Raw genomic sequence first — 19,836 nt, forward strand, 5'->3', positions numbered from 1 at the left:
GTGCTCGTCACGCTCGCCACCGTCCTGCCCGCCGCGCTCCCGGCCTCGATCCCCAGCCCGGACCGCGGTGTCTGGCACCTCGGCCCGGTCCCGATCCGGGCGTACGCGCTGTGCATCATCGCCGGCATCGCGGTCGCCCTGTGGTGGGGCGAGCGTCGGCTGCAGGCGCGCGGCGGGCGGGCCGGGACGGTGCTCGACGTCGCGGTGTGGGCGGTGCCGTTCGGCCTGCTCGGCGGGCGGCTCTACCACGTCGCCACCGACTGGCGGACCTACTTCGGCCCCGGCGGCAACCCGTGGGGTGCGCTGGAGATCTGGAACGGCGGGCTCGGGATCTGGGGCGCCATCGCGCTCGGCGGGGTCGGGGCCTGGATCGGCTGCCGCCGCCACGGCGTCCCGCTGCCGCTGTTCGCCGACGCGGTCGCGCCCGGCATCATCGTCGCCCAGGCGATCGGGCGGCTCGGGAACTGGTTCAACCAGGAGCTCTACGGCGGCCCGACCACGCTGCCCTGGGGCCTGGAGATCTACCGTCGGGTCGACCCCGCGACCGGGCTGGACGACCCGCTCGGCGGCGTCGCGCTCGACCCCACGCCGATCGCGGTCGTGCACCCCACCTTCCTCTACGAGCTGCTGTGGAACCTCGTCGTCGCCGCGCTGATCGTGCTGGCCGACCGCCGGTTCCGGCTCGGCCACGGCAAGGTGTTCGCGCTCTACGTCGCGGGCTACACCCTCGGCCGGTTCTTCATCGAGCTCATGCGCACGGATCCGGCGACCCGCGTGTTCGGCGACGTCCGGATCAACGTCGTCGTCTCGGCCGTCGTGTTCGTCGGGGCGGTGCTCTACGTCGCGTTCGCCCGGCGCGGCCGCGAGGAGTTCGTCGCGCCCGAGCCGGAGGACACCACCGCTCCCGGGGAGCAGGGCACGCCCCAGGAGCGCGAGGACGCGTGAGCGCGTTCGCGGGCTTCGGCGACGGCGCCGTCGAGTTCTACGACGGCCTGCTCGCCGACAACTCCCGGGCGTACTGGACCGACCAGCGCGAGGTCTACGAGAGCGACGTCCGCGGCCCGATGACGGCGCTGCTCGCCGACCTCGAACCGGAGTTCGGGGCGGGCAAGGTGTTCCGGCCCTACCGCGACGTGCGCTTCGCCGCGGACAAGACGCCGTACAAGACCCACTGCGGCGGCTTCGCCGAGCCGTTCTACGTCGAGGTGTCCGCGGACGGGATGCTCGCCGCGGGCGGCTACTACCACATGGCGCCCGACCAGCTGACCCGCTACCGCGAGAGCGTCGACGACCAGCGCCGCGGCGAGGACCTGCGGGCCCGGCTCGACACCGCCCGCGCCGCCGGGTTCACCGTCGACGGCGCGACGCTCAAGACCCGCCCGCGCGGCACCGACCCCGGCCATCCGCGGCTGGACCTGCTGCGGCACAAGGGGCTCTACGTGTCGCGGAACTGGCCGCCGGACGACGTGCTGCACGGCCCGCGGGCCCGGGACCGGGTCCGCACGGTCTGGCGGGCCTCCCGCCCGGTCACCGAGTGGCTCGACGACCACGTCGGTCCCAGCGAGCTCCCGCGCCGCTGACCCGCCGCGGCCGCGCCGTCTCCGCGCCGTGCCGCCGCCGCGCTGTCGCCGTGCCGTGCCGCGCCGTGCCGCCGCCGTACCGCTGCCGCGCTGTCGCCGGGCCGAGTCACCGTGCCGCGCCGACGGCCCGGGCGGCGCCGGACGGGTTTCCGTGACACGGTCGACAACCTGCGCGGTGATCCGGACGACGACCGGGGTACGAACACCGCGGACGGGCCGACGCGGTCCGGGGCGACGCACGGGGGAGTGGGCATGGGAGTGCAGGGGCGGACGCGGGGCCGGCGCACCCGTGACGGGCTGCTGGCACTGGTGACGGCGGCGTTCGTCGTCGCCGGGTGCACCGCGGCCGGGCCCGCCACCGCGCCGCCGCCCGCCGGGGCGCTGTCCCAGCAGGTCACAGGCGCCGCGACCGGCGAGGCCGCGGTGCCGCACCTGCGGGCCCTGGAACGCATCGCCGACGACAACGGCGGCAACCGCGCCGCCGGGACCCCCGGCTACGACGCGACGGTCGACTACGTCGCCGGCGTGCTGCGCGACGCCGGCTTCGACGTCACCACCCCCACCTACGACGCCGGGGACGGCCGCGAGCTGCGCAACGTCGTCGCCCGCACCCGCGGCGGCGACCCCGCCCGGATCGTGCTCGCCGGCGCCCACCTCGACTCCGTGCAGGCAGGCCCCGGCATCAACGACGACGGCAGCGGCATCGCCGGGCTGCTCGCCGCGGCGACCGCGCTCGGCCCGCAGCCGGGCGTCGGCGCCACCGTCTCCTTCGGGTTCTGGGGCTCGGAGGAGGACGACCTGCAGGGCTCGACCGGCTACGTGCGGTCCCTGTCGGAGGAGGAGCGCGAGCACCACCTGCTCTACCTCAACGCCGACATGCTCGGCTCGCCCAACGGCGGCTACTTCGTGCAGGGCGGCCGCGGCGAGGACGACGAGGAGCGGGGCCCGTCCGGCTCCGGCGTCGTCGCCTCGGTGCTGGCCGAGGAGCTGGCCGCGGCGGGCGCCCCGCAGCCCGAGACCATCGGCCTCTACGGCGACGACGACGGCCCCTTCGCCGAGGTCGGCATCCCGGTCGCGGGCGCGGTCACCGGCGACGAGGACACCAAGTCCCGCTCCCAGGCCCAGCTCTGGGGCGGTGAGGCGGGCCGGGCCTACGACGGCTGCTACCACTCGGCCTGCGACCGGATCGGCAACGTCGACACCGTGAAGCTGGACCGCTACACCCGGGCGATCGCGGCGACCCTGGCCCGTTTCGCCGACGCCACCCAGCGCCCCGCCGGCTGAGCCGGCCCGACCGGGTCCCACGGGCGGCCGTGGGGGCCGGTCCGCCTCAGAGCCGCGATGACGTCTCGCGGCCCGGCCGGCGGCGCGCCACCAGCACGGCCAGCCCCACCCCGAGCGCCGCCCCGGCGACGTCGACGAGCGCGTCGAGGACGTCCCCGCTGCGCCCGATCGGCAGCAACGCCTGCGCGACCTCCGACGCCGCGGCGTAGACGACGAGCCCGCCCAGCAGCTGCCACACCCGGATCCCGGCGGCCCGCCCGGTCCACGCCAGCAGCGCGAACAGCAGCAGGTGGACGACCTTGTCGGTAACCGGAGGTGCCGTCGGGACCCCGGACGCCGGGGTGAACAGGACCACCAGGCTCAACAGGACCGACAGGACGAACGGCTGGACACGCACGCCCCCAGTCTGCTCCACCGGTGACCGCCGGGATGAACACCGTCGAACCGGACGCCGACAGGCCGGGTTCCCGTCGTCCTGATCGTTCCAGACAGCGCTACCCTGATAGCCGTGACACGTCGAACCAAGATCGTCTGCACCATCGGTCCGGCCACGGCGACCCCGGACCGGATCCGTGACCTCGTGGAAGCGGGCATGGACGTGGCCCGGCTGAACTTCAGCCACGGGGACCGCGCCGACCACAAGCGCGTCTACGAGATGGTCCGCGACGCCGCCGACTCGACCGGGCGGGCCGTCGGCATCCTCGCCGACCTGCAGGGCCCGAAGATCCGGCTCGGCCGCTTCACCGACGGGCCCACCGAGTGGGCGACCGGCGAGGAGGTGCGGATCACGGTCGACGACGTGGCAGGTACCCCCGACCGGGTCTCCACCACCTACAAGGGCCTCGCCCAGGACGCCCAGGTCGACGACCGGTTGCTCGTCGACGACGGCAAGGTCGGCCTGCGGGTCGTCGCCGTCGACGGCAACGACGTGGTCTGCCGGGTGACCGAGGGCGGCCCCGTCTCGGACAACAAGGGCCTGTCGCTGCCCGGGATGAACATCTCGGTGCCCGCGCTGTCGGACAAGGACATCGCGGACCTGGAGTTCGCGATGTCGCTGCGGGCCGACGTCGTCGCGCTGTCGTTCGTGCGGAGCCCCGCGGACATCGACCTCGTCCACAAGATCATGGACAACACCGGCGCCGGCCGCGTCCCGGTGATCGCGAAGCTGGAGAAGCCGGAGGCCGTCGACAACCTCGAGGCCGTCGTGCTCGCCTTCGACGGCATCATGGTCGCCCGCGGTGACCTGGGCGTGGAGCTGCCGCTGCAGAACGTGCCGCTGGTGCAGAAGCGCGCGGTGCAGATCGCACGGGAGAACGCCAAGCCGGTCATCGTCGCGACCCAGATGCTGGAGTCGATGATCACCAGCTCGCGCCCGACCCGCGCCGAGGCCTCCGACGTGGCGAACGCCGTCCTCGACGGCACCGACGCCGTGATGCTCTCCGGCGAGACCAGCGTCGGCCGCTACCCGATCAAGACCGTGCGGACGATGGCCGAGATCGTCGAGGCCGTCGAGGCGGGCCCGGCCGACGTGCCGCCGCTCAACCACGTGCCCCGCACCAAGCGTGGCGTGCTGTCCTACGCCGCCCGCGACATCGGCGAGCGGCTCTCGGCGCGGGCGCTGGTCGCGTTCTCCCAGTCCGGTGACACGGTCCGCCGCCTGGCCCGGCTGCACACCCGGCTCCCGTTGCTGGCGTTCACCCCGGAGCCCGCGGTGCGCAGTCAGCTCGCGATGACCTGGGGCGTCGAGACGTTCCTGGTCGACAAGGTCGACTCGACCGACGCGATGATCCGCCAGGTCGACCACGCGATCCTGTCGATCGGCAGGTTCAAGCCGGGTGACCTGGTGGTCGTCGTCGCCGGGTCGCCGCCCTCCACGGTCGGTTCGACCAACCTGATCCGGGTGCACCGCCTGGGCGAGAACGACCACGCCTGAGGCCGGTTGGGCATACTCACCGACCGTGAGTGCCGATTCCGCAACCGCGCAGACCGCAGCCGACGGTGAACCGCGCGGCCAGGCCGTCCTCGACGACCTGGTCGCACTGCTGGACCTGGAGCGGCTGGAGGACAACCTCTTCCGCGGGGTGAGCCCGCCGGTGTCGCTGCCCCGTGTGTTCGGCGGGCAGGTCGCGGGCCAGGCGCTGGTCGCCGCGGGCCGCACGGTGGCGGCCGACCGGGGCGTCCACTCGCTGCACGCCTACTTCATCCGGCCCGGGGACCCGAGCATTCCGATCGTCTACGAGACCGAGCGGGTCCGCGACGGCCGGTCGTTCACCACCCGCCGGGTGCTCGCCATCCAGCGCGGCGAGCCGATATTCTCGCTGTCGGCGTCGTTCCAGCTGCCGCAGAACGGCCTGGAGCACTCTCAGCCGATGCCCTCGGACGTCCCCGCGCCGGATGCCGTCGACGACCTCGGCACCCGCGCCGCCCGCGGCGACGGAGGCTGGATGGCCGGGCTGCCGCGCCCGCTGGACATCCGGCTGATCGACGAGCCGTCCTGGTCGCAGGACCACCCCGGTCCGTCCGACGACCCGCTGCGGCTGTGGCTGCGCGCCGACGGCGAGCTGCCCGACGACCCGCTGCTGCACGTCTGCCTGCTCACCTACGCCAGCGACCTGACCCTGCTGGGGTCGGTCGTCGCCCGCCACGACGTGCCCCGGACCGGGCTGCAGATGGCGAGCCTGGACCACGCGATGTGGTTCCACGCGCCGTTCCGGGCCGACGAGTGGCTGCTGTACTCGTGCTTCTCGCCGGCCGCGTCGGGCGGGCGCGGCCTCGCGAGCGGCCGCTTCTTCACCGCCGACGGCCGCCTGGTCGCCACCACCATGCAGGAGGGACTCGTCCGGGTCCCGCGCGCCGGGAGGGACGCACGCCCATGACCGTCGAGTCCGAGATCTCACTGCCCAGTGTCAACGGCGGCAGGCTGCCCGGCTTCCTGGCCCGCCCCGAGACCACCACCCCGGGCCCGGCGATCGTGATGATCTACGAGATCTTCGGGATGACCCCGGAGATGCGCCGGGTCGCCCGTGACCTGGCCCGCGAGGGCTACACCGTGCTGATCCCGGACCTGTTCGCCCGCGGCCGGGTGAAGCCGCTGTGCATCGCCTCGACGGTGGCGACGATGGCCACCGGCCGCGGCGCCGCGCTCGGCGACTGCGAGTCCGCGCGGCGCTGGCTGGCCGACCAGCCCACCGTCGACGCCGACCGGATCGGGGTCATGGGGTTCTGCATGGGCGGCGGGTTCGCGATGCTGCTGTCCCAGAGCGGTCTGTACCGGGTCGCGGTGCCGTTCTACGGCCGCGCCGGCGTCGAGGTGGAACCGGTCTGCCCGGTCGTCGCCAGCTTCGGCGGGCGGGACGCGCAGTTCGCCGACGGCTACCCGCAGCGCCTGGAGGCCGACCTGACCGAGCGGGGGATCCCGCACGACGTCGTCGTCTACCCCGAGGCCGGGCACTCGTTCATGACGCGCACGCCGGGTGTGAAGGGCGCGGTGGCGCGCCGGACGCCGCTGCACGCGGAGTACCACGAGCCGTCGGCGACGGACGCGACGGAGCGGGTACGGGCCTTCCTGCGCGACCACCTGTAGCCGGGGCAGGATGGGGGGTGTGAGCGAGCGCGATGATCAGCAGGACCGGGCCTGGGGCTTCCGCACCCGGGCCGTGCACGCGGGGACGGTGCCGGACGCCGCGACCGGTTCCCGGGCGGTGCCGATCCACCAGACGACCAGCTACGTCTTCCGCGACACCGACGACGCCGCGGCGCTGTTCGCGCTGCAGAAGTACGGGCTGATCTACTCCCGGATCGCCAACCCGACGGTGGCGGCGCTGGAGGAGCGCCTGGCCAGCCTCGACGGGGGTATCGGCGCGGTGTGCACGGCCAGCGGGCAGGCCGCCGAGTTCCTCACCTTCGCCGCGCTCGCCGGGGCGGGGGACCACGCCGTCGCCGCGGCCGGGCTGTACGGCGGCACCATCACCCAGCTCGACGTGACGCTGCGCCGCTTCGGCGTCGACACGACCTTCGTGCCGGGCACCGACCCGGCCGACTACGCCGCCGCGATCCGCGACAACACCAAGTTCGTCTTCGCCGAGGTCGTGTCCAACCCGGGTGGCGAGGTCGCCGACATCGCCGGGCTCGCCGAGGTCGCGCACGCGGCCGGGCTCCCGCTGATCATCGACGCGACGCTGGCGACGCCGTACCTGTGCCGGCCGCTGGAGCACGGCGCGGACATCGTGATCCACTCGGTGACGAAGTTCCTCGGCGGGCACGGCACCACCCTCGGCGGCGTCGTGATCGAGTCCGGCCGCTTCGACTGGGGCAACGGTCGCTTCCCCGGGATGACCGAGCCGGTCCCGTCCTACGGCGGGCTCACCTGGTGGGGCAACTTCCAGGAGCTCGGGTTCCTCACCAAGCTGCGTGCCGAGCAGCTGCGCGACGTCGGCGCCACGCTGTCCGCGCACTCGGCGTTCCTGCTGATGCAGGGCGTCGAGACGCTGCCGCAGCGGATGGAGTCCCACGTGGCAGGAGCGCAGAAGGTCGCCGAGTGGCTCGAGGCCGACCCGCGGGTGGAGTACGTGACCTACCCCGGGCTGCCGTCGCACCGCCACCACGAGCGGGCTCGCCGGTACCTGCCCGCGGGACCGGGCGCGGTGTTCGCGTTCGGGGTGCGCGGTGGCCGGGCCGCCGGGGCGCGGTTCATCGAGTCGGTGCAGCTGTGCAGCCACCTCGCCAACGTCGGCGACGCCCGCACCCTCGTCCTGCACCCCGGGTCCACCACCCACCAGCAGCTGACCACCGAGCAGCTGGAGCACGCCGGGGTCCCCGAGGACATGATCCGGATCTCGGTCGGGCTGGAGGACCCGGACGACATCGTCTGGGACCTCGACCAGGCCCTCACCGCCTCGCAGAAGGAGACCGCGTGACCTGGGAGAACCCGCCCGCGTGGCGGCGGCAGCAGATCCTGCGCGACACCCGCACCGTCGCCGTCGTCGGGGCGAGCCCCAACCCGGCCCGGGCCAGCAACTTCGTCGCCACCTACCTGCTGGCCTCGACCGGGTTCGAGGTGTACTTCGTCAACCCGAACGCGACCACGATCCTCGGGCGCCCGGTGTACCCCTCGCTCGCGGAGCTGCCGGTGGTGCCGGACCTGGTCGACGTGTTCCGCCGCCCCGAGGACCTCGACGGGGTGCTCGACGAGGTGCTCGCCCTCGACCCGGCGCCGTCGACGTTCTGGCTCCAGTTCGGCCTGTTCGACGAGGGGCTGGCCCGCCGCGCGGAGGCCGCCGGCCTGACCGTGGTGATGGACCGGTGCCTCAAGGTGGAGCACGCGCGCTTCGCCGGCGGGCTGCACCTGGCCGGGTTCGACACCGGAGTGATCACCTCGCGGCGCCGGGACTGACCCGGGTGCCCCCGGCGGTCAGATCCGTTCGGGGGCCCGCCCGGCGTCGTCGACGACCTCCTCGCTCGCCGCCGGGGGACCGGCCTCGGCGCGGGCCTGCTCCGCCGCCTCGTCGGCCTCCTCCCGGGTGGCGTACTGGGTGAGGACCCCGCACCCGCAGTCGCAGCGCACCACCCACCGGTCGGCGACGTCGGCCATCATCAGCACCTGCGGGTCGTGACCGTCCACGGGGGCCTCCTTCGGTGGCGTGACGGGCATCATTGCGCGCCGCAGCGACGTGCGCCATTCGTGGCGCGGGTCCGGTCCGCCGTCGTCAACCGTGACGAAATCCGGGTCGGGACCGTGACAGCGGCTGTGACGGGGGACACGGTGGACCGCCGTCGTCCATCGACCCGCAGATCCGGGGGAACCGCCATGACCGCCACCGTCGACCACGTCGCCCTCCTCCGCGCCCGGGTGCGGGGCCCCGTCCTCGGACCCGCCGACCCCGGCTACGACGCCGCGCGGCGGGTCTGGAACGCCGCGATCGACCAGCGACCTGCCGTCCTGGTCCGCTGCGCCGACGTGGAGGACGTCGTGACCGCCCTCGACCACGCCCGGAGGTCCGGGCTGGAGGTCGCCGTCCGCGGTGGCGCACACAACTCCGCCGGGCACAGCGCGGGGGACGGCGCCCTGGTGATCGACCTGGGTGACCTCGACGCCGTCGTCGTCGACCCCGACGCCCGCCGGGTGCGGGTGGGCGGTGGCGCGTTGCTGAGCGGGATGGACGCCGCCACCCAGGAGCACGGGCTCGCGGTCCCGGCCGGCGAGATCGGGCACACCGGTGTCGGCGGGCTGACCCTCGGCGGTGGGATGGGCTGGCTGACCCGGCGGGCCGGGCTGACCGTCGACCACCTGGTGTCGGCGCAGGTCGTGCTCGCCGACGGCCGGGTCGTGCGGGCCGCCGCCGACGAGCACCCCGACCTGTTCTGGGCGCTGCGCGGCGGGGGCGGCAACTGCGGCATCGTCACCGAGTTCGAGTTCACGGCGGTACCGGTCGGCCCGCTCGTGTCGGTCGGGATGTTCTTCTGCGGCCTCGACGACGGGCCGGCCCTGCTGCGCGCCGCCCGCGACGCGATCGGGCGGCTGCCGTCGACGGTCGGGTTCCAGATCGTCGCCGTGAACGCACCGCCCGCCCCGTTCGTCCCGGAGGAGGTGCGCCTGCGTCCCGGATGGGCGGTGATGGTCGTCGGCACCACCGGAGCCGTCCCGGACCCGGACGCGGAGCAGGTGCACGACCTGCTCCGCGCGACGCTGCCGGACCGGCTGTTCGAGTTCTGCACCCCGATGCCCTGGACGGCGCTGCAGCAGATGTTCGACGAGCCCAACGGCTGGGGCGTGCACTGCTACGAGAAGGGCTGCTTCCTGCCGTCGCTGACCGACGCGGCCGTCGAGGACCTCGCCGCGCACGTCGCGCGGAAGGTCTCGCCGATGTCGGTCGTGCACCTGTACACCCTCGACGGCGCCTTCTCCGCCGTCGACGACGACGCGACCGCGTTCGGCGGCGGGCGCAGCCCGCGGCTCGGGCTGTTCGCGGTCGGGCTCACCACCGACCCGCAGGGCCTCGGCGCGGAGCGGGAGTGGGTCCGGGGCCTGGCCGCGGCGATGGCCCCGCACGCGCTCGGCGCCGGCGTGTACGTCAACTCGATGATGGGCGACGACGCCGGTCGGGTCCGCGCCACCTACGGCCCCAACTATGCACGGCTCGCTGCGGTCAAGGCGGTCTACGACCCGGACAACGTCTTCCACCGCAACGTCAACGTCCCTCCGGCGGGCTGATCCGGCTCACCAGCCGAGCAGGCCGACCAGGAACGCGTGGACCAGCCAGAACGGGGCGAACGCCAGGGCGACCAGCCCGCCGGGCCCCACGCCGCGCCGGGCCGGGAACACCAGTGCGACGGCGGCGAGCCCCCAGGGGACGAGCAGGGCGACGCCGCGCAGCGGCCAGGACGCGACCCCGGTGGCCAGCGCGAGCAGCAGTGCCACCGCGACCCAGCCGGCCGTCGCGGCCAGGCACCGGGGCAGCACCGCGGCCGGCCGCGGGAGCGCCGCCGGCCGGTCGGCGACCGCGGCCCGCTCGGGCTCGGTGCCCGGCGGGTACGGCGGCGCGCCGGGCAGCGGGGCGTGCGGCCCGACCTCCGCGGACCCGGACGGCAGCGGGTCCACCCCGGACCAGCCGGTCGCGCCCTGCCACGCGGGCGGCAGACCGTCCGGCCCGGAGCCCGGGACGGCGGCGCCGCCGTCCCGGCCGTCGCCCGCCCGGTCGCCGTGGGTGCCGTCGCCGCGGGTGCCGCTCATGCGGCGAGGGTAGCGAGGCGGGCCGCGGCCCCGCGGCCGTCGACGCCGGCCCGGGTGGACCGGCGCGGGGTCAGCGGGCCGCGGCGGACGCGCGGCCGTAGGTCAGCCGCCGCAGCAGCACCTCCGCGGGCCCGCGCCGGCCGCGCTGCCGGGACACCACCGCCGCGACGACGGTCAGCAGCCACACCCCGGCCCCGCAGAGCGTCGCCGCCCACAACGGCAGACCGGCCCCCAGCCCCAGCGTCCACGCCGGGAACAGGCCGACGAACACCACCGACTGCGCCAGGTACCCGCTCAGCGACCGTCGCCCGAGCGCCACCAGCGCGCCCGCGACCGGCCGGGTCGCCGACCCCCGGGCCACCACCAGCGCCGCGGCGGCGGCGTACCCGGCCCCGGCCGCGTAGCCGGTCACCGCGTGCAGCACCCCGACCACGAGCGCCACCGGCTCCGAGGGCACCCACACCCCGGCGGCGACCAGACCCAGCGGCAGGCCGCCCACGACCCCGGCCCCGATCCCCGCGACGGCGACCCGGCGCAGCGCCCGCCGGTGCCGGGCCGGGGCGTCGAGCCACCCGGCGCGGGCGACGAGCACCCCCGCGACCGCCGCGCCCAGGAGCCCGAGCGCGCTGATCAGCAGGTTGCCGAACAACCACTCGCCGAACCGCTCCACCGCCGCCGACAGCACGTCCGGCGCGACCAGCGAGGGCGACGCCGACGCCGCGTCGGACCGGGTCAGCGCGACGGGGGCGTAGAGCAGCGCCAGCAGCGTCGTCGCGGCCACCCCGGTGAGCACCAGCACCGCGGTCGACCCACGGACCAGCACCGGCGCGAGGACCACCGCGATCAGCCCGTAGGCGGCGACGAAGTCCCCGTGCCACAGCAGCACCGCGTGCGCGGCACCGACGGCGAACAGCGCCCCGCCCCGGCGACGCACCAGCGCCAGGACCTGGTCGGGCCCGGCACCGTCGCGGGCCGCACGGCGGGCGAGCCCGGCGATGCCGTAGCCGAACAGCAGCGCGAACAGCGGATAGGCCCGGCCGTCGACCAGGGTCAGCTGCGCCGCGGCGAGCCAGGCGTCGACGCCGGTCGGGTCGAGCGGGTAGGCGCGCACCCCGATGCCGCGGTGGGTGACGAAGGTGTGGGCGTTCGCGACGGCGATCAGCAGCAGCGCCGCGCCGCGGGCCAGGTCCGGCGCCGGTGCACGACCGGTCACCGGGACGTCACGCATCACGCCCTACGCTACCGGCGGTGTGGTTCCCGCCACGCGTGGCGGTGGGTGTGCTCCCCGTCGCGGTACGCGGGCGCGATCAGGGCTAGGGTCCGTGGCGTGTCTGCTACCCCCGTTACCGTTACCGTCACCGGAGCCGCTGGCCAGATCGGTTACGCGCTGCTCTTCCGGATCGCCTCCGGGCAGCTGCTGGGGCCCGACACCCCGGTGAAGCTGAACCTGCTGGAGATCCCGCAGGCCGTGAAGGCCGCCGAGGGCACCGCGATGGAGCTCGACGACTGCGCCTTCCCGCTGCTGCGCGGCATCGACATCTTCGACGACGCGAACGCCGCGTTCTCCGGCACCAACGTCGCGCTGCTCGTCGGCGCCCGTCCCCGCAGCAAGGGGATGGAGCGGGGCGACCTGCTCGAGGCCAACGGCGGCATCTTCGGCCCGCAGGGCAAGGCGATCAACGCCGGTGCCGCGGACGACGTCCGCGTCCTGGTCGTCGGCAACCCGGCCAACACCAACGCCCTCATCGCCCAGGCCTCGGCGCCGGACGTCCCGGCGGACCGGTTCACCGCGATGACCCGCCTCGACCACAACCGCGCGCTGGCGCAGCTGTCGAAGAAGCTCGGCGTCGGCCTCGACGAGATCAGCAAGCTCACGATCTGGGGCAACCACTCGGCCACCCAGTACCCGGACCTCTTCCACGCCGAGGTCGGCGGCAAGATCGCCGCCGAGCAGGTCGAGCGGGAGTGGCTGGAGAACGACTTCATCCCGACCGTCGCCAAGCGCGGTGCCGCGATCATCGAGGCCCGGGGCGCGTCCTCGGCCGCGTCGGCCGCGAACGCCGCCGTCGACCACGTGTACGACTGGGTCAACGGCACCCCGGCCGGCGACTGGACCTCCGCCGCGATCCCGTCGGACGGTTCCTACGGCGTCCCCGAGGGCATCATCTCCTCGTTCCCGGTGACCTCCGAGAACGGCGAGTGGAAGATCGTCCAGGGCCTGGAGATCGACGAGTTCTCCCGCGGGCGGATCGACGCGAGCGTCGCCGAGCTGGTCGAGGAGCGCGACACCGTCGCCACGCTCGGCCTCATCTGAGACCGCCACCCCGCACGGGCCGCGGACGGACGCCGTCCGCGGCCCGTGCGCTGGTCCCGGCGGTGCCCGGAGCCGGTCGCAGCCCGTGTTCGGTCTCGACCAGCCGGGCCGACCGCGGAGCCGACGCCAGCGTCAGCGACCGGGTGATGACGCGCCCTGCCCGAACCCGCACACCACGCAGCAGGGTGCCGTCGCCCACCGCGGTGGCGCAGAACACGACCCCGCCGCTCCCCACGAGGTCCTCGGCGCGCCGCAGACCGCCGGCACCGGTCCGGAACTGCACCGAACCACCCAGGCACCTCACCGCGGCCGCCGCGAGGACGGCCTCTGCGGCGGGACCGTGCCCGAGCATCAGGTCCACGGGCCGCGTCGGGCACGCGGCCGTGATCGCTCCCTCCAGGACGCCCCCGGCCGGGACGACGGCCCGCGCGCCCTCGGCACGGACGGCGTCGGCGGGTCCCCGCCCCGCCGTGTCCGCGCACGCGACCACCAGGTCGGTGACGCGGACCCCTCGCGCCGCGGCCACAGCCCGCAGGATGTCGGGCACCGGGTGACCCACCTCCGCACCGTGGACGCCGGCGCCCACGGCGAGGACCAGACCGTGCTCGCCGGGGGGCGGCACCCGGACCGCTCCGGACCGGGCCACGACCGCGGCGGCGAACGCGGCCGGCGCCCCTCCACCGGCCGACGGTGTACCGCGCGTCAGCCCGAACGCCGCGGTGCACGCCGGCGCGCGCCCCGACGGGCCGTCACGTCCGAGCGCGACGGCGGTGGGCAGGCCCACGTCGGCGAGACGGGCGCGCATCGCGGCGACCGCCCGGTCCCGGTCCGGGTCGCGGTCGTCGCCCCTGGTCCCGGCGGCGCCGTGGTGGCCGGAGCACCGCCCGGCCACCACGGCGCCCGACTCGGTCGCGCGGACGAGTTCCAGCATCAGCACCTCGTCGGGTGGCGGGTCCACCCCGTCACCGTGTGCCGTCCGCACCACGAGGCGCCGGTCAGCGCGCCGCGGCGTTGGCCACGGCACGGGCGGACAGGGCCGACTGGGCGGCGTCCCGGTTCTGCTCCTGCCCCCGCCACGCCTCCAGCGCGGGCCCGACCAGCGCCCGGCCGAAGGAGTAGGTGAGCTCCCACGGCAGCGGGTCGAGACCCTGCATCGCCCCGAGGTGCTCCGTCGCCACCTCCGGGTCCTGGCCCCCGGACAGGAAGGCGATGCCCGGGACGGCCGGGGGCACGGTCTCCCGCAGTGTCTCGACCGTGGCCTCGGCCACGTCGGCGACCGTGACCTGCTCGCCGCTGCCGGAGCCGGGGACCACCATGTTCGGCTTCAGGACGATCCCGTCGAGCTGTACCTGCAGGAGGTCGAGCTCCTCGAACAGCTCCTCGAGGGTCTCCGTGGTCACCTGCCGGCACCGGGCCAGGGAGTGGTCGCCGTCCATGAGCACCTCCGGCTCCACGATCGGCACCAGCCCGCCCTCCTGGCACAGGCCGGCGTAGCGGGCCAGCGCGTGCACGTTGGCGCGCACCGCGCGGTCCGACGGCAGCCCGTCGCCGATGGTGATGACCGCCCGCCACTTCGCGAAGGTCGCGCCGCGCCGCACGTAGTCCGCGATGCGCTCGCGCAGCCCGTCGAGTCCCTCCGTGATCTTCTCGCCGGACGCCCCGGCGAGCGGCTTCGCCCCGGTGTCGACCTTGATGCCCGCCAGGATCCCGATGTCGGACAGGTACTCGGGGAACGACCGCCCGTCGTCGAGCTGCTGGTGGAAGGTCTCGTCCGCGAGGATGACCCCGCTCACGGACTCGGCGAGCCGCGGTGTGGTCACGATGAGCTCGCGGTAGACGCGGCGGTTCTCCTCGGTCGGGGCGACGCCGACCGACTCGAGCCGGGCGGACATGGTCCCGATGCTCTCGTCGGCGGCGAGGATCCCCCGCCGGTGCGAGACCATCGTGCGGGCGATCTTGTTCAGAGCTGACACTTCGTCCCCTCCTGGGAATTGACGGTCGCGGGCGGTCATGCGATCGCCCGGTGGCCTGCGTGGTCGCGTCCGGGCGTGCCTCCGGTCTCCGGGTCGTCGTGGGGGCCGGGCGGCGGCGAGCCCTTCGCCGCGGCGATCTCGACGAGGGCTTCCGCGTGCCCGGTGAGCCCGCGCTGCCGGTTCCAGGTCGCGCGGATGGGACGCCCGGGCATCTCGTGGTCCACGGCGACGAGGTGGAGCCGACCGTCCGCGATCTCGGTACGGACAGTCGACACGTTCAGGACGGTCACCCGTCTGCTCGTGGCGACGGCGAGCTTGAGCGCGCTGCTGGAGGGCAGCTCGACCTGGCCGCCGGCGGGCCGGTGCGGGGCGAGGAGCTCGTCGGTGAACGCGCGCAGGCCCGACCCGCGCTCCCGCAGCACCAGAGGTGCACCCGCGAGCTCGGCGACGGTGACGGGTGTCCTCCGGTCCGCCCAGGGGTGCCGGGGCCCGACGACGACGGCCAGCCGGTCGTCGCAGATGTCTCGGGTCACCAGCTCGTCATGGTGCGCCGCGCCCGTCCGGTCGCCGGTACCGCACCATCCGTCGACGAACGCGAGGTCGACCCGGCTCTCCAGGACCAGGCGGTGGAGCGTCTCGAGGTTGCCGGTCCGCACCTCGACGAGGACGTCGTCGGTGGTGGAGCCGGCGTGGTTCAGCCAGTCGGGGATCAGGTGCTCGGAGATCGCGGGGCTGCCCGCGATGCGGAGCCTGCGGGCCTCCGTGGACCCCATACGTGAGCCGAACTCGAGCAGCTCGTCGGCCGCCCGGATCACGTTGCGTGCGTAGCGCGCCAGTACCTCGCCCTCCGTGGTCAGCGTCGACCCGGCAGGCGACCGCTCGAGCAGCCGGAGACCGAGTCGTCTCTCCATCGCACTGATCCGCGTGCTGGCGGCAGGCTGGGAGATGCGGTGTTCCTGCGCTGCCTTTCCGACACTGCCACGGCTCGCCACCGACAGCAGGAGATCGAGGTCTGCGAGCTGAGGCATCCGGGACGGAATCACCAACGTTCTTGTCCTCTCGCTCCGCCCGCGAAACTCCGTCGAAACGCGGCGCCCGGCGATGATGCGGACCGGGGGAGAACGGGTCAACCGCACGGACACGAACGCACGTGATCCGTGTACGAGAGGCGGGATTCGCGTCTCCTGCGGTGCGTGACGAGGACCGGAGGGTATTTTCCGTCCCCGTTCTCCGCCGGTTCCCGACACTGCTTCGTTCGTTCCTCCTAGGTCGCCGTTCGTCCCGGAACACGCGCATCGGGTGGCGGCGCAGCCAGGAGCTCCGGGACGGACCGACCCGGTCCGAACTGCGGCGGGATCCCCTCGCCGGCGCGACGACGCCCCTCCGGCACCGGGGTACGCCGACGGCCCTTCCGGTTGTGGGGGTATTCGGGGTGCGGATCGGGTGATCGGTTTTCCGGATGTGTGGTGGTGTTGTGGGTGGGTGTCGGCGGGGCGACGGTGGGGGTGTTGTTCTTCCTGTTGTCGTGGTGAGGAGTTCGTCGTGCAGTTGCAGGTGGCTTTGGATGTTCTGGATCTTCCGTCGGCGTTGACGCTGGCGAATCGGGTGTCGGAGTTCGTGGACATTCTGGAGTTGGGGACGCCGTTGGTGAAGTCGGCGGGTATCGCGGCGGTGACCGCGGTGAAGGCGGCGCATCCGGACAAGTTGGTGTTCGCGGACCTGAAGACCGCCGATGCCGGTGAGCTGGAGGCGGATCTGGCGTTCGGTGCGGGTGCGGATCTGGTGACGGTGATGGGGGTGGCCGACGACGACACGGTGCGGGGTGCGGTCGCGGCCGGTGCCCGGCACGGGAAGCGGGTCGTGGCGGACATGATCGGGGTGGTGGACGGGCGGGTCGAGCGGATCCGTCAGGTCGCGGAGCTGGGTGTGGCGTTCGTGGAGATCCATGCGGGTCTGGACGAGCAGGCGCGTCCGGGGTACTCGATCGACCGGTTGCTGGCCGACGGTCGGGCGGCCGGGGTGCCGTTCTCGATCGCCGGTGGGGTGAAGGCGGACACCATCGGGTCGGTGCGTGAGGCCGGGGCGGTGGTCGCGGTGGCCGGTGGGGCGATCTACAACGCCGACGATCCCGCCGCTGCCGCCGCCGAGCTCCAGAAGCGCATCGGCCGGTGACCGTCCGTACCGCGCCGCCGGGGGCGTCCGTGTCCCCGCCGCGCTCCGACGACGAGCTGGCCCGGTTGACCGCCCCCCGGGTCCCCGCCGACTGGACCGACCTCGACCGGCGCGCCGTCGACACCGCACGCGTGCTGGCGGCCGACGCGGTCGAACGGTGCGGGAGCGGCCATCCCGGGACCGCGATGAGCCTCGCGCCGGTCGCCCACGCGCTGTTCCAGCGGGTCCTGCGGCACGACCCCACCGATCCGGACTGGCTCGGCCGGGACCGGTTCGTGCTCTCCGCCGGTCATTCCAGCCTCACCCTCTACATCCAGCTCTACCTGTGCGGGTACGGCCTGGAGCTGGACGACCTGAGGTCCCTGCGGACATGGGGCTCGCGGACGCCGGGCCACCCCGAGCACGGCCACACGGCCGGTGTCGAGACGACCACCGGCCCGCTCGGGCAGGGCCTGGCCAACGCGGTCGGGATGGCGATGGCCGCCCGGCGTGAACGCGGCCTCCTCGACCCGGACGCCGAGCCCGGCACCAGCGTGTTCGACCACCGGATCTACGTGATCGCCTCCGACGGCGACATCCAGGAGGGGGTGACCTCCGAGGCGTCGTCGCTGGCGGGGACCCAGCAGCTCGGAAACCTCACGGTGATCTACGACAGCAACGAGATCTCCATCGAGGACGACACCCGTATCGCGCTGTCCGAGGACACCGCGGCACGGTACGAGGCCTACGGGTGGCAGGTCCTGACCGTCGACGGCGGCGAGGACGTCGCGGCGTTCCTCGACGCCGTCGAGCACAGCAGGGCCGACAGCACCCGCCCGACGCTGATCGTGCTGCGCACGGTGATCGGCTATCCGGCCCCCGGGCTGATGAACACCGGCGCCGTCCACGGCGCCGCACTGGGCGGTGCGGAGCTCGCCGCGGTCAAGCGCAGCGTCGGTGCCGACCCGGAGCTCAGCTTCCAGGTCGACGACGACGTGCTGCGGCACACGCGGGAGGCGGCCGACCGCGGCCGTACCGCCCGCGCCGCGTGGCAGGTCGAGGCGGACGCGTGGGCCCGGGCGAACCCGGAACGTGCGGCGCTGCTGGACCGGCTCCGGCGACGCGAGCTGCCCCCCGGCTGGGCGGACGCCCTGCCGGTCTGGGAGCCCGGTGATGCCGGTGTCGCCACCCGCAAGGCATCGGGGACGGTGCTGGCGGCGCTCGGCGACAGGCTGCCCGAGCTGTGGGGTGGTTCGGCGGACCTGGCGGGGAGCAACAACACGACGATCGCCGGCGCGGACTCCTTCGGCCCGGCCGGGATCTCGACGTCGAGCTGGAGCGCCCGGCCCCACGGACGGACGCTGCACTTCGGCGTCCGCGAGCACGCCATGGGGTCGATCCTCAACGGGATCGCGCTGCACGGGGGCACCCGGCCCTACGGCGGGACCTTCCTCGTCTTCAGCGACTACATGCGGCCCGCGGTGCGCCTGGCCGCGTTGATGGAGCTGCCCGTCGTCTTCGTGTGGACGCACGACTCCATCGGGCTCGGCGAGGACGGGCCGACCCACCAGCCCGTCGAGCAGCTGGCCTCGCTGCGCGCCGTCCCCGGCCTGTCCGTGGTGCGCCCCGCCGACGCGAACGAGACCGCGTACGCCTGGCGGACGGTGCTCGAGAACGCGGGCCCGGCCGGCCTGGCCCTGACCCGCCAGGCCGTGCCGACCCTGGAGGGCACCTCGCGGGAGGGCGTCGCACGGGGCGGGTACGTGCTCGCAGAGGCCTCGTCGGGACGTCCGGACGTCGTGCTCGTGGGCACCGGGTCGGAGGTCCAGCTCGCCCTCGGGGCGCGGCGGATGCTCGAGTCGGAGGGCGTCGCCACCCGGGTGGTCTCCCTGCCCTGCCTGGAGTGGTTCGACGGCCAGGACGAGGACTACCGGAACCGGGTACTGCCCCCGTCGGTCCGGGCGAGGGTCGTCGTGGAGGCCGGTGTGGCGCAGCCCTGGCACCGCATCGCGGGGGACGCCGGCGAGATCGTCTCGCTGGAGCACTTCGGGGCGTCGGCCGACGTCGCGACGCTGTTCGAGAAGTTCGGCATCACCGCCGCGGCCGTGGCCGAGGCCGCCCGGCGCAGCCTGGCATCGGTCGGCCGGGCATGACCGGGACGACGACGAGAGGGAGAACGCGATGACCCGCCAGATGACCCACGACCTGACCCCGGGCGAGTTCTCGGTCGCCACCCGCGCCGTCGTCGACGAGGTGCAGCGGGTCAGCGCCAGGATCGAGCCCGAGGCATGGACCCGTGCGGGCGCCCTGCTGCTGCGCGCCCGCACGGTCTTCACCGTGGGGACCGGGCGCAGCGGTCTGGCGCTGAACATGGCCGCGATGCGCTTCATGCACCTCGGGCTGCCGACCCACGTCGTCGGGGAGGTCACCGCTCCGGCGATCGGAGCGGGCGACGTCCTGGTGGCGGCGTCGGGCTCGGGCACGACGGGACGTGTGGTCCGGGCGGCCGAGACGGCCCGGGCCCAGGACGCGGACGTGATCGCACTGACCACGGCGGCCGGCTCGCCGCTGGCCGAGATCGCGACCGAGACCCTGGTGGTGCCGGCCGCCGACAAGCAGGACTTCGACGGCAGCGCCTCCGTCCAGTACGCGGGCAGCCTCTTCGAGCAGTCGGTGCTGCTGATCAGTGACGCGCTGTTCCACACGCTCTGGAAGTCCGGGGACAGCCAGGCCCGCGACCTCTGGCGGCTGCACGCCAACCTCGAGTGAGTCCGACCGCCGTGCCCGCCCGACCGACCCGAGGAG

At 74.4% G+C, this 19,836-nt stretch carries 20 protein-coding genes; 13 read left to right on the forward strand and 7 right to left on the reverse strand.

What is annotated here, in order from left to right:
• The 3 genes from lgt to ATL51_RS26410 all read left to right on the forward strand — a co-directional run bounded on the left by lgt (position 1) and on the right by ATL51_RS26410 (position 2,864).
• Positions 1-945: a prolipoprotein diacylglyceryl transferase gene (gene lgt / locus ATL51_RS26400; RefSeq protein ID WP_100880275.1), complete on the forward strand. Its 945-nt coding sequence runs from the start codon at positions 1-3 to the stop codon at positions 943-945.
• Entirely contained in the window at positions 942-1,580 is a 639-nt protein-coding gene (locus ATL51_RS26405) for a DUF2461 domain-containing protein (protein WP_100880276.1), read from the forward strand. Before lgt ends, ATL51_RS26405 begins: the two co-directional genes overlap by 4 nt.
• 252 nt (positions 1,581-1,832) lie before the next feature.
• Positions 1,833-2,864: a M28 family peptidase gene (locus tag ATL51_RS26410; RefSeq protein WP_301549203.1), complete on the forward strand. Its 1,032-nt coding sequence runs from the start codon at positions 1,833-1,835 to the stop codon at positions 2,862-2,864.
• Positions 2,865-2,910: 46 nt separating this feature from the next.
• Here ATL51_RS26410 and ATL51_RS26415 read toward each other — a convergent pair whose 3' ends face one another.
• Positions 2,911-3,261, reverse strand: a complete 351-nt coding sequence (locus ATL51_RS26415) for a VanZ family protein (RefSeq protein ID WP_301549204.1) — start codon at positions 3,259-3,261, stop codon at positions 2,911-2,913.
• 111 nt (positions 3,262-3,372) lie between these two features.
• Between ATL51_RS26415 and pyk the strand changes: the two genes are divergently transcribed.
• The 5 genes from pyk to ATL51_RS26440 are packed head-to-tail and all read left to right on the forward strand — an operon-like array spanning position 3,373 to position 8,256.
• Entirely contained in the window at positions 3,373-4,797 is a 1,425-nt protein-coding gene (gene pyk, locus ATL51_RS26420; RefSeq protein WP_100880278.1) for a pyruvate kinase, read from the forward strand.
• Positions 4,798-4,822: 25 nt separating this feature from the next.
• Complete coding sequence (locus ATL51_RS26425) at positions 4,823-5,740, forward strand: acyl-CoA thioesterase (protein WP_100880279.1); 918 nt, start codon at positions 4,823-4,825, stop codon at positions 5,738-5,740.
• Positions 5,737-6,447 (forward strand): dienelactone hydrolase family protein, encoded by a 711-nt coding sequence (locus ATL51_RS26430; RefSeq protein ID WP_073573870.1) that lies wholly within the window; start codon positions 5,737-5,739, stop codon positions 6,445-6,447. Before ATL51_RS26425 ends, ATL51_RS26430 begins: the two co-directional genes overlap by 4 nt.
• A gap of 19 nt (positions 6,448-6,466) precedes the next feature.
• Complete coding sequence (locus tag ATL51_RS26435) at positions 6,467-7,780, forward strand: O-acetylhomoserine aminocarboxypropyltransferase/cysteine synthase family protein (protein WP_392567387.1); 1,314 nt, start codon at positions 6,467-6,469, stop codon at positions 7,778-7,780.
• Complete coding sequence (locus ATL51_RS26440) at positions 7,777-8,256, forward strand: CoA-binding protein (RefSeq protein WP_100880281.1); 480 nt, start codon at positions 7,777-7,779, stop codon at positions 8,254-8,256. Before ATL51_RS26435 ends, ATL51_RS26440 begins: the two co-directional genes overlap by 4 nt.
• A gap of 18 nt (positions 8,257-8,274) precedes the next feature.
• Here ATL51_RS26440 and ATL51_RS26445 read toward each other — a convergent pair whose 3' ends face one another.
• Positions 8,275-8,484 (reverse strand): hypothetical protein, encoded by a 210-nt coding sequence (locus ATL51_RS26445; protein WP_157818538.1) that lies wholly within the window; start codon positions 8,482-8,484, stop codon positions 8,275-8,277.
• Positions 8,485-8,670: 186 nt separating this feature from the next.
• Between ATL51_RS26445 and ATL51_RS26450 the strand changes: the two genes are divergently transcribed.
• The gene (locus ATL51_RS26450; RefSeq protein WP_100880283.1) at positions 8,671-10,074 is read left to right on the forward strand and encodes an FAD-binding oxidoreductase; all 1,404 of its coding nucleotides are present in this window, start codon (positions 8,671-8,673) and stop codon (positions 10,072-10,074) included.
• 6 nt (positions 10,075-10,080) lie between these two features.
• Here the strand turns inward: ATL51_RS26450 and ATL51_RS26455 are convergent, their stop codons facing one another.
• Together ATL51_RS26455 and ATL51_RS26460 are read right to left on the reverse strand one after the other, a co-directional pair.
• Positions 10,081-10,593 (reverse strand): hypothetical protein, encoded by a 513-nt coding sequence (locus ATL51_RS26455; protein ID WP_100880284.1) that lies wholly within the window; start codon positions 10,591-10,593, stop codon positions 10,081-10,083.
• 70 nt (positions 10,594-10,663) lie between these two features.
• Positions 10,664-11,821 carry a DUF418 domain-containing protein gene (locus ATL51_RS26460; protein WP_157818539.1) on the reverse strand — a complete coding sequence of 386 codons (1,158 nt, stop codon included), beginning with the start codon at positions 11,819-11,821 and terminating at the stop codon, positions 10,664-10,666.
• A gap of 99 nt (positions 11,822-11,920) precedes the next feature.
• Here ATL51_RS26460 and ATL51_RS26465 point away from each other — a divergent pair, with 99 nt between their 5' ends.
• Complete coding sequence (locus tag ATL51_RS26465) at positions 11,921-12,907, forward strand: malate dehydrogenase (RefSeq protein ID WP_073573864.1); 987 nt, start codon at positions 11,921-11,923, stop codon at positions 12,905-12,907.
• Here ATL51_RS26465 and ATL51_RS26470 read toward each other — a convergent pair.
• From ATL51_RS26470 to ATL51_RS26480, 3 genes are read right to left on the reverse strand one after another with little or no spacing between them, the layout of a single operon-like run.
• Entirely contained in the window at positions 12,900-13,865 is a 966-nt protein-coding gene (locus tag ATL51_RS26470; protein WP_157818540.1) for a fructose-bisphosphatase class II, read from the reverse strand. The two genes, ATL51_RS26465 and ATL51_RS26470, sit on opposite strands and share 8 nt — an antisense overlap.
• A gap of 37 nt (positions 13,866-13,902) precedes the next feature.
• Entirely contained in the window at positions 13,903-14,880 is a 978-nt protein-coding gene (locus ATL51_RS26475) for a class I fructose-bisphosphate aldolase (protein WP_073573862.1), read from the reverse strand.
• 35 nt (positions 14,881-14,915) lie between these two features.
• A complete protein-coding gene (locus ATL51_RS26480; protein WP_100880287.1) occupies positions 14,916-15,908 on the reverse strand; it encodes a LysR family transcriptional regulator in 993 nt (330 codons plus the stop codon).
• Between the two features lie 514 nt (positions 15,909-16,422).
• Between ATL51_RS26480 and hxlA the strand changes: the two genes are divergently transcribed.
• Genes hxlA through hxlB form a run of 3 tightly spaced genes read left to right on the forward strand, consistent with a single transcriptional unit; the run spans position 16,423 to position 19,800 of the window.
• On the forward strand, positions 16,423-17,052 hold the full coding sequence (gene hxlA, locus ATL51_RS26485; protein ID WP_100880288.1) for a 3-hexulose-6-phosphate synthase: 630 nt from the start codon (positions 16,423-16,425) through the stop codon (positions 17,050-17,052).
• A gap of 29 nt (positions 17,053-17,081) precedes the next feature.
• Positions 17,082-19,184, forward strand: coding sequence for a transketolase (gene tkt, locus ATL51_RS26490; protein WP_208623217.1), 2,103 nt, complete (start codon positions 17,082-17,084; stop codon positions 19,182-19,184).
• A gap of 28 nt (positions 19,185-19,212) precedes the next feature.
• A complete protein-coding gene (gene hxlB / locus ATL51_RS26495; protein WP_073573858.1) occupies positions 19,213-19,800 on the forward strand; it encodes a 6-phospho-3-hexuloisomerase in 588 nt (195 codons plus the stop codon).
• Positions 19,801-19,836: the final 36 nt, after the last annotated feature.

Source organism: Pseudonocardia alni (assembly GCF_002813375.1).
Taxonomy (GTDB): Bacteria; Actinomycetota; Actinomycetes; order Mycobacteriales; family Pseudonocardiaceae; genus Pseudonocardia; species Pseudonocardia alni.

Excerpts from the sequence above, each read along its gene's own strand:
- ATL51_RS26450 (WP_100880283.1), top strand. The coding sequence starts at position 8,671 with ATGACCGCCACCGTCGACCACGTCGCCCTCCTCCGCGCCCGGGTGCGG.
- ATL51_RS26480 (WP_100880287.1), bottom strand. The coding sequence starts at position 15,908 with ATGCCTCAGCTCGCAGACCTCGATCTCCTGCTGTCGGTGGCGAGCCGT.
- hxlB (WP_073573858.1), top strand. The coding sequence starts at position 19,213 with ATGACCCGCCAGATGACCCACGACCTGACCCCGGGCGAGTTCTCGGTC.
- ATL51_RS26410 (WP_301549203.1), top strand. The coding sequence starts at position 1,833 with ATGGGAGTGCAGGGGCGGACGCGGGGCCGGCGCACCCGTGACGGGCTG.
- ATL51_RS26430 (WP_073573870.1), top strand. The coding sequence starts at position 5,737 with ATGACCGTCGAGTCCGAGATCTCACTGCCCAGTGTCAACGGCGGCAGG.
- ATL51_RS26455 (WP_100880284.1), bottom strand. The coding sequence starts at position 10,593 with ATGAGCGGCACCCGCGGCGACGGCACCCACGGCGACCGGGCGGGCGAC.
- ATL51_RS26460 (WP_157818539.1), bottom strand. The coding sequence starts at position 11,821 with ATGCGTGACGTCCCGGTGACCGGTCGTGCACCGGCGCCGGACCTGGCC.